The sequence below is a fragment of the Eubacteriales bacterium genome, assembly GCA_041390245.1.
In the GTDB taxonomy this organism is placed as follows: domain Bacteria; phylum Bacillota; class Clostridia; order Christensenellales; family JAWKQI01; genus JAWKQI01.
The window spans coordinates 130197-144615 of record JAWKQI010000003.1; the positions used below are offsets into that span (position 1 = coordinate 130197).

The window sequence follows — 14419 nt, forward strand, 5'->3', positions numbered from 1 at the left end:
AATATTTCATTTCTTCATAAACGCTATGCTATGAAGAGATAAAGTATGCTTCTTTAATCCAAGTATTTTTTCTATGGCATCTTCAAAAACGCTGACTTTTTTAGTAAGCTTCTCGATCAAGTTAATTTCTTGTTCGCTAATAAGCATATTTCGCGCAATTTTTTCCTGCATATTAAATCCCATATCCATAATGATTTCACTGACTTCACTAGGGCTTGAGACGTTAAAACAACCTTCTTCAATGCCTTGCTTTATAATGTCTGCCAGCATTTTTGTGAGTATGAGCTTAAAATGCGTAATGATTCTTATGCGGTAAAGCGTATTGTCTATATGATAAAGCGCCTTTAAATAATCTTTAAAAGCGATGCTTTTAACTGCACTGTTATTAAAAATGTAATTGTAAACCAACTGGAACTTTTCTATGGCAGAGCCAGTAAAATTTTTAATCAGGGATTTAAGGGCAACTGCTTTGCTTTCTACGTCTGTTTCTGCAATTTTTAAAAGTGCATTTTCTTTAGAGGTAAAATAAAGGTAAAAAGTACCCTTGGCAACCTGCGCTCTTTGTGTAATTTCGCGTATACTCGTTTTATAAAACCCTTTTTCATTGAAAAGTGCCCGTGCTGCATCGATGATACGTGTTTCTTTATCATATATATACAAAAATATATCCCCCTAATATGCATTATTTGGAAGAAAATGACCAACGGTCATTTTTTATGTATTATAAACTTATGTCTAAGATTTGTCAAATTTTATGTAGAAAATTGTCGGCTTTTATTAAATAAAATAAGGCCACCCGATACCGGGTAGCCTTTATTATAGTATAGATTATTTTACCAACGGCCGCCGCCTCCGCCGCCGAAGCCGCCTCCTCCAAAGCCGCCTCCGCTGAAACCTCCGCCGAAGCCTCCAAAGCCGCCGCTGCCGCGTGCAGCATTACCGCCGACGGATGCTGCCCTTAGAGCAGATGCCCTGGCAAAGGAGTTGTTTATGTAAGTAAAGAGCAGAATATTTCTGAACATTAGCGCATCTCCTGTATACCAGCCTGGGTTAGCAGGTACGTTTCCTATGGCATCGAACTGTTTAGCCCACTTGTCGCTGACGCCCATTACATAGGCATATGGGAGAACGTGATAGAAATATTCCGGATTTTCTTTAACCAGCATTTCCAAACGGTCTTTTTCTGCAAGTTCTATAAAGTTCTTAAAACCAAGTATCTGGCCATACCATCGGTTGCCTTTTTCAGTTCGTTTACGCGCTATGCTTGTAAAGGACATTATTATTATTGTTGAAATAACTGCAACGATACCTGGCAGTAAGGATTTTATAAACATATATGATATTAATACCGTTAAAACAGATGTTATTAATAAGAATACCGAGCTTACAATAAAAGACCAAATAAACTTAGAACGCTTTTCAGAGCGGTATTTAAGCAAATTCTTTGTTAGAGTAAGCGCAGGCATAACCAGCAACATACATGCTATTACAGTGAATATAAGAGGCGGGGTGTCGCCGGATGACAGATAAGACAAAAACATAGTTGCCATTATCGGTATTACAGTTAAAAATCCTAAGAAGCTCTGTACTTTTAATGAAGCAGAGGTGAAGATACGGTCCTTATTGTCGAACCTTATTTTTGCGAGGGACTTGGCTTTAGTAAACGCAACAGCCAATTGCTCTCTTGGTTTATTAAGCGATGCCTCGTCTTTCGAGCCGAAAAGCCCTTTAAAGAGTTCTACTTCATATGCGTTTGATGAAGGTGGAAGCTCTCCGAGTTTGTATAAGATCATACCGGCTGCAAGGTTTTCTTCTATCCGAATGTATCCTTTATCCGCCCAGTATATTATTAAGGCAGATATGTCTTTTGTATCTACGTCTCCATCTATGATATACCCCACATCAGTTGGAGTAAGGTTATCCGGGGCATAGAATTCTACAGGGCGTACAGGCTTTTTGTCCCGCCCGAATATCAAGAACAGCATTATTGCCAAACCTGCAATAGCTATGCTTATTATCATAGAAATCACACCGTAGTTAGGGGGTACGCGTTCACCGGTAAAGTACCCTTCTTCTAACGGGAGGTATACGGTTAAAGCCATTCCCGGGGAAAGCGGGGATGTTATACTACCATAAAGCCTCATTCCTTCGGAAGTTATAGTAGCGCCTTCACCTGAAACAGAGCTCGTTCCGGTGTAGACCTGTGCATAAGAAGCATCGAAAGCTTTAGGAAAAGTTATATCAAACGATGCGGATAAAATCTCCGCATCCCAATATGAACCGATAATGTTAAAGTAAAACATATCGAATTCATCGATCATATCATCTCCTAAGTCATAGGTATAAGAGATTATATACGTCTCTTCTGTATCTGCGTATACATCCGGGTCACCTAGCTGAAGGACATAATAATCTCCGGATGAGGAAGTAGATACAGGGCAGTTTACAGTTACATTTGAAATCTCTGGATGGTAGGTTATATTTTTCTCACCCGTATCAAAGTCCAAAACAGTTGGGATTTCACGGTAGATACCGTGGCTTGGTTCGTAAAAATGAACCGTTATTTCTTCTGTTATCAAAAGCACATTGTTGCTTTGAACTGTTATGCTGGTATCATAACTTTGTATATCGTATCCTGAATAAGCTTTTGAAACTGTCAAATTGGTGAAAAGACAGATCACAAATACACTAAGCACAGCAAAGACAGTGAATAAACGAAGTTTTTTCATGTTTTACCTCTTAAAATTCTACCTTTACGTTTTCTCTCTGTTCATCTGGTATATCAAACAACGGTTTTTTCTCAAAGTGGAACATTCCAGCTATAATAGAGCTTGGGAAAACTTCGCGTTTAATATTATAGTCTTTAACTATTGCATTATAATATTTTCTTGAAGAGGCTATTTCGCCTTCAAGAGAACTAAGCGTACGCTGAAGATCCATAAAATTCATATTTGCTTTTAGGTCCGGATATTGCTCGACTACTACGTTAAACAAAGTCCTAAGCGCTGAAGTCAGCTGGTTTTCACCTTCAAGACGTTCAGCAACAGTCTTTGCATTGGCTGTTATATTTCTGGCCTGAACTATTTTTTCTAAAGTATCTTTTTCATGCGCAGCATAGCCTTTGACCGTCTGAACCAGGTTCGGTATTAAATCAAAACGCTTTTTTAAGTAAACGTCCATCGTAGAAAAAGCTTCTTCAACTGAGTTTCTTTTTCTAATAAAGCTGTTGTAACTAGATATAGCCCAAATAACGATAAATAATATGATTGCGGCTATAACTATTAAAACTATAGTTCCTGTACCCATGATATTTGTCCTCCTAATTATCTATTACATAAATATTATGTTGAATTGAATTTAATTTATTAAATTTCAAAGGGAAATAATTTTATATAAATTAATAGGGCACTTTTGTTACGGATTTATGCCGCATCTTAAAAGCACCCTAGAAAATTTAAAGGTTTAACGGAACAAGAGTTCAGCTACTTGGTATAAATCTTTATCTACTAATTTTCTCTCTGTAACTGCCTTGTCTAGATCGGCAACAACAATATCTGTAGATGAAAGCGCAACCATGTTTCCATACTGCTTATTGGCTACGAGTTCACCGGCTTTTGCGCCTAAACGCAGGCTTAAAACGCGGTCGAAAGCAGATGGGGAACCGCCTCTTTGCAGGTGGCCCAAAACCACATAACGGGATTCGATTCCGGTTCTCTCTTCAAGAACTTTTGCAAGGGTCTTGCCTATTTCCTGCTCTGGAAGGCAAGCGTTGCCAAAAGCATCTTTTACAGTTGCTTCTACGGTATATCCTTTTAATTTAAAGCCCTCGGCAACTGCAATGACAGTTGAACGATGGCCAGAGGCTTTTCTTTCAAGAACGATTTTTTCAATTTCTTCAATGGATTTTGGGAATTCCGGTATTAATATTATGTTAGCGTCTCCGGCGATACCACCCTGAACAGCTATCCATCCGGTATGCCTTCCCATAATCTCTACGACCATAATACGTGCATGCGAATCTGCTGTAGTTCTTAAGCGGTCTATAGCTTCCATAACTATATTAGCAGAAGTATCAAATCCAAAAGTATAGTCTGTACAGCTTAAATCGTTATCTATTGTCTTTGGAACGCCGACCATAGGCATACCTAATTTTGTAAGTTGGTTAGCTACGCCAAGAGTGTCATCTCCGCCAATAGCTACGATACCTTCAAGCCCTAAACGCTTCATGGATTCGCGTACTTTTTCCGGGCCGTTTTCTATTTTCATGACATTAGTCCTAGATGATCCTAAAATTGTGCCACCTTTTACCTGCAGACCTTCAACGTCTTTTAAAGTAAGGGGAAAAGCATCTCCCTCTATAGCACCTTTCCATCCGTTTCTTAAACCCATAACTTCGATTCCGGCGCGGGAACAAGTTTCAACTACTCCGCGGATAACTGCATTTAATCCGGGACAATCTCCGCCGCCTGTTAAAATACCTATTTTTCTCAAAATTATACCTCCCTTGGTATTTGTTATAAAATGTATACATAAAAAGTATATAACAAAGTTAATTATATTGCAATTCTGGCAAAAAAATTTTTTGGATCGACTTAAATATAAAAAGTAAACGGTTGCCAAAAATTATTTTTACTAATATAATTTACTTTAGTATGAATTTGTTTAATTTTTAAATCAGGAGAGGATTTTTTTGAAAATATATAACACCTTAACAAAGGAAAAAGAGGAACTTGTTCCAAATAAACCGGGTGAAATATCTATTTACGCCTGCGGGCCTACTGTATATAACTTTTTTCATATAGGAAATGCACGCCCGTTTATAATTTTTGACACTTTAAGGCGGTATCTTGAGTTCTGCGGATATAAAGTAACATTTGTTCAGAATTTTACAGATGTAGATGATAAAATGATAAACCGCGCGCGTGAAGAAGGCGTTTCCATAAAGGAACTCGGCGAAAAGTATATAAAAGAATATTTTAAAGATGCAAAGGGCCTTAACATTTTACCGGCAGACGTTCATCCAAAGGCCACGGAACATATAGGAGATATAATAAAATTTATATCCGGGCTTATTGAAAAAGGCATGGCTTATGAAGTAGATGGTGATGTTTACTTTAGAGTCTCTAAGTTTAAAGAATATGGGAAGCTCTCAGGGCAGAGCCTAGACGAACTGATGATGGGAGCCAGGATAGACGTAGATAAGGCAAAGGAAAACCCAATGGACTTTGCGCTGTGGAAGAAGAAAAAGCAGCCGGATGAGATAGCATGGAAAAGCCCTTGGGGAGAGGGCCGCCCTGGCTGGCATATAGAATGCAGTGCAATGAGCATGAAATATTTAGGCGAGACGTTTGATATACACGGAGGCGGGCAGGACCTTATTTTCCCGCATCATGAAAATGAAATAGCGCAAAGCGAAGGGCTGACAGGCAAGCCTTACGTTAAGTACTGGATGCACAACGGATATATAAACATAGATAACAAGAAAATGTCTAAATCCGAAAATAATTTTTTTACGGTAAGGGACATTTCAAAGGAGTTCGATCTAATTACAGTTAGGTTCTTTATGCTAAGTGCACATTACAGAAGCCCTGTCAATTTCTCTAAAGATATGATAACTAATGCAAAGACAGCTCTTTTAAGGATAGAAAACTGCCGGGAAAATTTAGAACATATAATTAAGAACGGCGATGATAAAAAACTGGATATAAAAGATGTACTTAAAAAATATGTATCGAGTTTTAAAGAAGCTATGGACGATGATTTAAATACAGCAGAAGCAATAGGCCAGATATTTGAGATGGTTAAAGAACTAAATCTTATTTTTGCCGAGAGTTCAAGTGCGCCTGCCGCTAAAGAAGCGATTGAAACGCTGGATAAACTGCTAGACGTCCTTGGGATTTTACGGAAAAAGGAAGAAATTCCTGAGGAAATCATCGATATGGCTAAAAAAAGGCAACAGGCCAGAAAACAAAAGGACTATGTGTTGTCTGACAAATTGCGTGATCAGATAGCAGAAAAAGGATACGAAATCAAAGATACGGTTGACGGGTTTAAAATAACCAAAATAGATTAATAAATAATAATAATTTACCAGTAAATAAAAGAAAAGGGAAATAGTAGTCCTTTTCTTTTATATTTTAAAGAGGGCATTTATTGACAATGACTATGCTTTACAATATAATATAGTCTAATATTATTGGGGACCATGTGATTATTTAGTATATTTTTATTTCATATCTCCAAAATTATGAAATTATTTTAGGGTATAGATATAACCTAAAAGCATATACTTTTCTAAAGTTACTTGTGAATTTGCAGGGAGGTTATTTTCATGGCGAATGAAGTGGTTTTAACTCACGAGGGTGTTGAGGAAATTGAAAAGAAGCTTGAATATTTAAAGGCGGTTAAAAGAATGGAAGTTGCCGAACAGATAAAAGTAGCCCGTGCATTTGGCGATTTATCTGAAAATGCTGAATATGACGAGGCAAAAAATGAACAGGCACGCGTCGAGATGGAAATAGCCACTCTCGAAAAGATGCTTAAAACGGCAACTGTTATAGATGAAAAAAGCGTCAGCTTTGACGTTGTTAGCGTAGGGACGACTGTAAAAGTACTGGATATAGAAGACAAATCGGAAGAGGAGTTTTATATCGTAGGTTCGGCGGAAGTTGATGTTGCTAAAAACAAGATAAGCAACGAATCACCGGTCGGAAGAGCATTGCTTGGGCATAACGCAGGCGATGTCGTTACGGTTGAGACGCCGGGCGGAGCAATGAAATATAAGATACTAAAGATTTTTTAAGATATATTAGGATGGGCGAAGTGGAAGATAATATTAATATAAGTGAACAAACGGAAGAACAGCTAAGCGAGATTTTAAAGATAAGAAGGGACAAGCTAGCCGCACTTAAGAGCCAAGGGAAAGACCCGTTTGAAAAAGTAAAGTTTGAACGGGAAGCTATAGCAGCAGAAATTATAGACGGTTTTGAGGCTTTTGAAGGCAAAACGGTGACGATAGCGGGAAGGCTTATGTCCAAGCGTATCATGGGTAAGGCAAGTTTTGCCCATATACTTGATAAAACGGCAAAAATACAGATCTATGTCAGGAGAGATGACATAGGTGAAGAAGAATATATATACTTTAAACAGTTAGATATAGGCGATATAATAGGTGTTTCAGGCGAAGTATTTAAAACGCATGCAGGGGAAGTTTCGGTTCGGGCAGCAAAAATAGAGTTGCTTTCAAAATCTATGATGCCGCTTCCGGAAAAGTGGCATGGCCTTAAAGATTCTGACTTGCGTTACCGCCAAAGATATGTCGATTTGATAGTTAACCCTGAAGTTAAGGATGTATTTGTAGCACGGTCTAAGATAATAAAGCTTATAAGGGAATATTTAGACGAAAAAGGCTTTATGGAAGTTGAGACGCCGATTTTGCAGACACATGCAGGAGGGGCATCGGCACGGCCTTTTATAACACATCATAATACGCTTGATATAGATATGTACATGAGGATAGCGCTAGAGCTGCACTTAAAGCGGCTTATTGTTGGCGGGCTTGAAAAAGTCTATGAAATCGGGCGTGTATTCAGGAACGAAGGCATTTCGATAAAGCATAACCCCGAATTTACTTTAATGGAGCTTTACGAGGCATACACTGATTATAACGGTATGATGGAAATTACAGAGGGAATTTTCTCTTATGTAGCCGAAAAGCTGTTTGGAACGACAAAGATAACATACCAGGGCAATGAAATAAATTTAACTCCGCCATGGACTAAAATGACCATGAATGAAGCAGTTAAGAAATATACAGGTGCGGATTTTTATACATGCAAAACAGACGAAGAAGCAGTCAAGCTTGCTAAGAGCATAGGAGTTGACTCAAAAGCAAAGACGATGGGTGAACTTTTAAACGAGGCTTTTGAGCAGTTCGTTGAAGAAAAATTAATACAGCCGACGTTTATTATAGATTACCCTATAGAAGTTTCGCCGCTCGCAAAGAAGAAAAAAGACAATCCTAAAATCACGGAGCGTTTTGAATTATTTATAACAGCACGCGAAATGGCAAATGCTTTTTCTGAATTAAACGACCCGATAGACCAAAGGGAACGTTTTTCTGAGCAGGCCAAAAGAAAAGCCGCAGGCGATGAAGAGGCACAGCTTTTAGATGAGGATTTTGTCACAGCGCTTTCATACGGCATGCCGCCGACAGGGGGCCTGGGCATTGGAATAGACAGGATGGTAATGCTTTTAACGGATTGCTATTCTATAAGGGACGTAATTTTATTCCCGACAATGAAACCGATAAAGTAAATATTAAAAATTAAAAGCGGTACAGTTTAGTACCGCTTTTTTATTCGTAATTATTAGATTATAATATATGTAAAAATAGTTATAGGTGTAATTTATATGAAGAGAAAAAAGTATAAAGATATCAATTATCTCAATTTTAATACTAAAGATAAACCTAAATTAGAAGATTATAATATTACTCAAGAAATGTTAGATAATGAAATATCGAAGTTTGATAAAAAGAAAGAGATTCTTAAAAAGCGTAAAACAAAATATGAGAATGCTAAAACGTGGTTATGGTGGTTGATACCGACAATAGGGTTTACTATATATTATCTAGCTGATACTGAATATGATTGGTTCGCATGTATGTTGATTGGAAGTATAAGTGGTATATCTGGTATAGTTGTTCTATGCTTTATTATGTCGATAATTAGTACAAGGATTGAAAGCATGGAAGAAATATCATTAGATGGTAAAGGCGTTCTTGATAGATATAAAAGATATCGATATGATTTAAGTTGTTATGAAATTGAATTAAGCAGAAGAATAAAGATGAGAGAAGAAGAATACTGGACTAAGATGGAAGGCCATAAATTTGAAAATGAAATAGCTAAGCTGTATAATTTACATGGATATTCGGTTAGAGTTACAAAAGGTTCTGGTGATGGTGGGGTTGATATCATTATGAATAAGGATGAGCAAACTTATTATGTTCAATGTAAAAATCACAGTAAACCTGTATCACCAGCAACTGCAAGAGAGTTATTTGGTGTAATGACCCACGCCGGAGTGCAGCATGGAATTATTGTTTCGCCAAGAGGTTTCACTTTTAATGTAAGGAAATTTATAAGTGGTAAGAATATAGAATTAATTGAGATAGATGATATTTTAAGAATGGCTAACAATTTGAATGATTAACCAAACTGGCATATTTAAAAGCGGTACAACTTTGCACCGCTTTTTTTATACTGTTTTAGTTATGCTGTTTCTATACCTGCATCTGCCTGAAGGTTAAATTTTTCAACAGCCATTTCACGCATCTTATATTTAAGTATCTTGCCGGCCGCATTCATCGGAAAACTATCTACAAAATCTATGTATTTTGGAGTTTTATGCTTTGCTATGTGGGAACGGATATATTCCTTTAACTCTTCTTCAGTTAGTGTTTCTCCGTTCTTTACTATGACGCAGGCCATTATTTCTTCGCCGTATTGCTTATCCGGTACGCCTATTACCTGTACATCGGAGACTTTGGGATGGGTGTAGATAAAATCTTCTATCTCCTTTGGATATATATTTTCACCACCGCGGATAATCATGTCTTTTATACGCCCTGTTATTTTGTAATTGCCGTTCTCGTCCCGGCGGGCAAGGTCTCCTGTATGAAGCCAGCCGTCTTCATCTATAGCCGCTGATGTAGCCTGAGGCATTTTATAATAACCTTTCATAATGTTATAGCCTTTTGCCACAAATTCACCGTCTACATTATCGGGGAGTTCCTTATTAGACTCAGGGTCTACTATCTTACATTCGACGCCGAACATGTTGCCGCCGACGGTATTGATCCTGACTTTTAGAGGATCTGTCGTCTTACTCATAGTGCAGCCTGGGGAAGCCTCGGTCTGCCCGTATACTATGCATATTTCTCTCATATTCATCTTATCGACAACGTCCTGCATGACTTTAACGGGGCAAGGGCTACCTGCCATTATACCCGTCCGCATGTAGCTAAAATCAGTCTCTTTAAAGTTTTCATGAGATAACATGGCTATAAACATAGTCGGTACGCCATGAAAAGCGGTTATTTTTTCTTTATTGATACAATCGAGGCCTTTTCTGGGTGAAAAAGCCGTTATCGGAGACATGGTCGTTCCGTGCGTCATACAAGCTGTCATAGCAAGTACCATGCCGAAACAATGAAACATAGGGACCTGAATCATCATCCTGTCTGCAGTAGACAAGTCCATACCGTCGCCGATAGCTTTGCCGTTATTAACGACGTTATGGTGCGAAAGCATTACGCCTTTTGGGAAACCGGTGGTACCCGATGTATACTGCATGTTACATACGTCGTGTTTGTTTAATACTACCGCCCTTCTATACACTTCTTCAACAGGGACCTGTTTGGCCATGTCGATAGCTTCATCCCAGGTAAGGCAGCCTTTTTGAGAAGATTCTACCGTTACTATATTTCTCAAGAACGGCAGGCGTTTTATATGAAGCGGTTTGCCATTTTCGCTGTTTTCAAGTTCGGGGCACAGTTCTTTTATAATCGCAACATAATCTGAATCCTTATAGCCGTCTGTCATTACAAGTGTGTGTGTATCAGACTGACGCAATAAGTATTCTGCCTCGTATATTTTATAGGCTGTGTTTACAGTAACCAAGACAGCTCCTATTTTAGTCGCCGCCCAAAATGTTATATACCACTGGGGCACGTTGGTTGCCCATATAGCTACATGGTCTCCGGCTTTAACGCCCATGGCGATTAAGGCACGCGCAAAAGTATCTACATCATCTCTAAACTCTGAATAGGTTCTCGTATAATCCATTTCCGTGTATCTAAAAGCATACTGGTCCGGGAATTCTTCTACCATCCTGTCTAAAACCTGAGGGAAAGTCAAGTCTATTAAATGCTCTTTAGGCCAGACGTATTTTCCGGTTTTTGCATGGTTATCAAAAAGCTGCCTGGTTAAAAGCGGTTTTTTAGTATACTGGCTCATATAATTTGCAAACTGCGGGAAGACTATCCCGGCGTCGCTTAACTCAGGAGCATATTTTTTAACCCATTCAAGCGACACATAGCCATCGTAGTTTATTGAGCTAAGTGCACGCATCATTTCGTCTATAGGTAGGTCGCCTTCACCAAGGATACGATATATTATTTTCCCGTCTTTGACAATCGAATCCTTGATATGTGTATATTTGATGTAAGCGCCTAAGTTCTGAACTGTTTTTTCAGGAGATTCACCGGCGAAACGGTAAGGATGGTGCATATCCCAAAGAGCGGCAACGTTATCGCTGTCTACCTGGTTTAAGAGGTTGCAGAGCCTTAAAGTATCTGCATAAACGCCATTAGTTTCTATTAACAGGGTAACGCCTTTTTCTTCCGCATAAGGAATAAGCCTCAAAAGTGCATTTAAGATGATTTCATCGTCTACTTTTCCTTCCGGGGCAGGAGCAATATCACCTAAAATACGGATATAGGGAGTTTTAAGTTTATATGCAAGGTCTATATATTTAAGTATCTCATTATGGTTTTGCTCTTTTAAGTCCTTATATTTAAGGCAGCAGCCTGAGGATATACAAGGTATTTCTAAATGCAGTTTAGTTAATTTTTCTATGGTTTGAGGCAGCTTTTCTTCGCTGAACGGATTAGCCTTAACGTCAAAGATATTTTCACCAAGGCCCCTAATCTCTATACCGTCGAATCCAAAGTCCTTTGCGACAGAGTATATATCCGGCCAGTCAAAATCAGGGCAGCCTAACGTAGAAAATGAAAGTTTCACGGTTTTTTCCTCCTTCTAAGTCTCATAAAATAAAAAGCCCCCGTCTAAAGCATAGCTGCAAGAGACGAAAGCTTAACTTCCGCGGTACCACTCTTTTTGGTAACAATACCCACTTAAATATCGCCTATTAAGCGATATCCCCTTTGTAACGGTAGGGTTCCGTTCAAACTTAATTGCTAAAATAAAGCTTTCAGTAAGACCGCTAAGAAGAGCTCGGTTATTAAAAACATACTGTTTTCACCAGACAACAGCTCTCTAATTAAGTGTTTTTAAAACCTTTTTTCCCAATAAATGCGTTTTAAAAATTAAAGAAAATATAACAGAAAACACGGCATTTGTCAAGCAAGATATTTTAGTTAAGTATACGATAGTACGCCGCTTATAAGAGCATTTTACAAACATATGCACAGTATGTTATGATATACAAAAATCTAAAAGGAAGCGCTTTAATAAGTTGAAAGAAGAAAACGTAAATACTTGGATATATATTCTTAAAAAATTCGGGTGGTACTTACTTATAATAATTTTAATAATATTCGGATTATTCTTAAGTATGGACTATATGACGGTAAATACACTTGTAAAAGACAGTTTTCTTTTGCGTGCGAAAGTCGTTATGCAAGGAGAAGACGAATCTGAACTTACAAACGTTTTTTCGAAAACTTTCCTTCAGAATGATGCTAAACTTGATTCTACAATCTACAACGACTACAACATCTCAAATTTTATATACGATATGGAAGTAGGGTTCACTTTCATTTTCCCATGGCAAAATGAAGTAAAGGTAATTGCAACCGAACGTGTCTCATATGTTGAAGGGGAACCTACAGCGTCTGATACGAGTTCTAGTGAAGATGAAGATGGCGAAGTCCCTGAATGGCAGGACGGTATTTACAGGATAACACTTATAAGAAGCGACGGGAATTGGAAAATAACCGAGATGGAGACTATTAAACTTCTAGATAAAGAAGAGCCAATAACACAGGCAAGCCCTATCCCAAGTGAAAGTGCAGATCCTAACGTAAGCCCTAGTGCAAGTTCTAGCGTAAGCCCGTCTCCAAGCTCAACACAGTAATATTTTTAAGAGCATTATATGGATATTTTAGATATTGCGAAAAACCCGTTTTTTCTGGCCCCTATGGCCGGTATAACGGATATATCTTTTAGGCGCATATGTTCTATTTACGGCGCCGGCCTTACATATACAGAGATGGTAAGCGCCAAAGGCATAAAATACGGCAACGAGAGGACTAAGGAACTAATATCGGTAAGCGATGAAGAGGGAAAAGCAGTTTTGCAGCTTTTTGGCAGTGATGCTGATATTTTAGCCGAAGTAGCCAGAGATATGTCCTGTGAATTTTCAGGCAAGCTTGCAATGATAGACATAAATATGGGCTGCCCGGTCAGCAAAGTTGTAAAAAATTCTGAAGGCAGTGCGCTCATGAAAGATATACCACTTGCCTCAAAGATAATAACCAAAGTAAAGAAAAACATAAATTTGCCTTTAAGCATAAAATTTCGTTCCGGATGGGATTTGTTAAGCGTAAATGCCGTTGAATTTGCCAGGATGGCGGAAGACTCGGGAGCAGACGTGATTTGCATACATCCGCGTACGAAAGAACAGATGTTTAGTGGGCGGGCAGACTTAGATTTAATAGATAGCGTTTTAAAGGCGGTTAAAATACCGGTTATAGGTAGCGGGGACATAAAGGGAACTGTTGATGCCGAAAAGATGCTTAAAGAAATGGGATGCAATGCAGTTATGATAGGCCGTGCGGCACTTGGGAACCCATTTATTTTTAGAGAACTTTTAGGAGAGCCCCCTGCAAACATTTTAGAGAAGGCCGAATGTGCTATAGAACATCTTTATATGCTTATAGAGGATAAGGGAGAGGCAAGGGGATTATCCGAATTTAAGAAGCATGCTATATGGTATACTAAGGGCTTTGATAATGCAGCAAAGCTAAGGCCGCATCTTATGAGTGCAAAGACTTTATTAGAAATGAAAAAACTCCTTTTATCTTTTGCAAAAAGGTGATATTATATAAAATACAAGTGAAAAAGAGAGGGATTTTACATGCGCAGGATTTTATCATTCGTGCTTATAATAGCCGTTTTGTTTGTTTTTGCCGGCTGTGCTGCAGCAGACATTACCCGTCCTAAAGTAGATGCCGGGGCTACTATGGTAGATATTACCGGAGATATAAGTGTCACATTTGAAGGGGAAGACATTGTTTTAGACGTTAATTCTAATATAGATGACGGAGCCTTAATAAAGTTTTCTATTCAATCTGTAGAGGGCCTAGAGCTGGCAAAACAGATAGTAACTAAAGATGCAGATACTTTAACAGTTAAATTTGACGAATCTGTTTTAGGAGACAAAGATGAATTTTATGCTTTCGCATCGTGTGCACCTTCAGCTTACGGTGACCAGCCGGATAGCGTTATAGAGCATTATGGTGAAAGTTTTGAATATTTGCAGGGAGACTCGGTAATTTGGGATTCTACAGGAGTTGTAGTGGTTTATAATAGTGGAGTTATACAGCTTAACAGTTAAAACAAGAGGTTTTATTTTATAAAACTGCTTTAAAGCGCATCCTGTCCTTAAAAAA

General features: G+C 38.3%; 12 protein-coding genes. 7 read left to right on the forward strand and 5 right to left on the reverse strand.

Translation table 11 applies throughout. The features are described from left to right. Window positions 1–6 precede the first annotated feature (6 nt). The 4 genes from R2876_04980 to R2876_04995 form a co-directional block, all read right to left on the reverse strand. Window positions 7–660, reverse strand: a complete 654-nt coding sequence (locus R2876_04980; GenBank protein ID MEZ4357966.1) for a TetR/AcrR family transcriptional regulator — start codon at window positions 658–660, stop codon at window positions 7–9. A gap of 173 nt (window positions 661–833) precedes the next feature. Then, the gene (locus R2876_04985; GenBank protein MEZ4357967.1) at window positions 834–2729 is read right to left on the reverse strand and encodes a DUF2207 domain-containing protein; all 1896 of its coding nucleotides are present in this window, start codon (window positions 2727–2729) and stop codon (window positions 834–836) included. A 10-nt stretch (window positions 2730–2739) separates the two neighbouring features. Continuing rightward, entirely contained in the window at window positions 2740–3306 is a 567-nt protein-coding gene (locus R2876_04990) for a LemA family protein (GenBank protein MEZ4357968.1), read from the reverse strand. A gap of 156 nt (window positions 3307–3462) precedes the next feature. Next, window positions 3463–4491 (reverse strand): ATP-dependent 6-phosphofructokinase, encoded by a 1029-nt coding sequence (locus tag R2876_04995; GenBank protein ID MEZ4357969.1) that lies wholly within the window; start codon window positions 4489–4491, stop codon window positions 3463–3465. Between the two features lie 199 nt (window positions 4492–4690). On the opposite strand from R2876_04995, the gene cysS reads away from it, so the two are divergent. The 4 genes from cysS (at window position 4691) to R2876_05015 (ending at window position 9216) form a co-directional block, all read left to right on the forward strand. Further along, window positions 4691–6073 (forward strand): cysteine--tRNA ligase, encoded by a 1383-nt coding sequence (gene cysS / locus R2876_05000; protein MEZ4357970.1) that lies wholly within the window; start codon window positions 4691–4693, stop codon window positions 6071–6073. Between the two features lie 258 nt (window positions 6074–6331). Next, window positions 6332–6802 (forward strand): transcription elongation factor GreA, encoded by a 471-nt coding sequence (gene greA, locus R2876_05005; GenBank protein MEZ4357971.1) that lies wholly within the window; start codon window positions 6332–6334, stop codon window positions 6800–6802. Between the two features lie 11 nt (window positions 6803–6813). Further along, window positions 6814–8316: a lysine--tRNA ligase gene (gene lysS / locus R2876_05010; protein ID MEZ4357972.1), complete on the forward strand. Its 1503-nt coding sequence runs from the start codon at window positions 6814–6816 to the stop codon at window positions 8314–8316. Between the two features lie 96 nt (window positions 8317–8412). Beyond that, window positions 8413–9216 (forward strand): restriction endonuclease, encoded by an 804-nt coding sequence (locus R2876_05015; GenBank protein MEZ4357973.1) that lies wholly within the window; start codon window positions 8413–8415, stop codon window positions 9214–9216. 59 nt (window positions 9217–9275) lie between these two features. On the opposite strand, the gene R2876_05020 is transcribed toward R2876_05015, so the two are convergent. Continuing rightward, the gene (locus R2876_05020) at window positions 9276–11807 is read right to left on the reverse strand and encodes an AMP-binding protein (protein ID MEZ4357974.1); all 2532 of its coding nucleotides are present in this window, start codon (window positions 11805–11807) and stop codon (window positions 9276–9278) included. A gap of 454 nt (window positions 11808–12261) precedes the next feature. Here R2876_05020 and R2876_05025 point away from each other — a divergent pair, with 454 nt between their 5' ends. The 3 genes from R2876_05025 to R2876_05035 are packed head-to-tail and all read left to right on the forward strand — an operon-like array spanning window position 12262 to window position 14364. After that, entirely contained in the window at window positions 12262–12882 is a 621-nt protein-coding gene (locus R2876_05025) for a hypothetical protein (protein ID MEZ4357975.1), read from the forward strand. 18 nt (window positions 12883–12900) lie between these two features. Further along, complete coding sequence (gene dusB, locus R2876_05030) at window positions 12901–13845, forward strand: tRNA dihydrouridine synthase DusB (GenBank protein ID MEZ4357976.1); 945 nt, start codon at window positions 12901–12903, stop codon at window positions 13843–13845. Between the two features lie 39 nt (window positions 13846–13884). After that, the gene (locus R2876_05035; protein ID MEZ4357977.1) at window positions 13885–14364 is read left to right on the forward strand and encodes a hypothetical protein; all 480 of its coding nucleotides are present in this window, start codon (window positions 13885–13887) and stop codon (window positions 14362–14364) included. Window positions 14365–14419 lie beyond the last annotated feature (55 nt).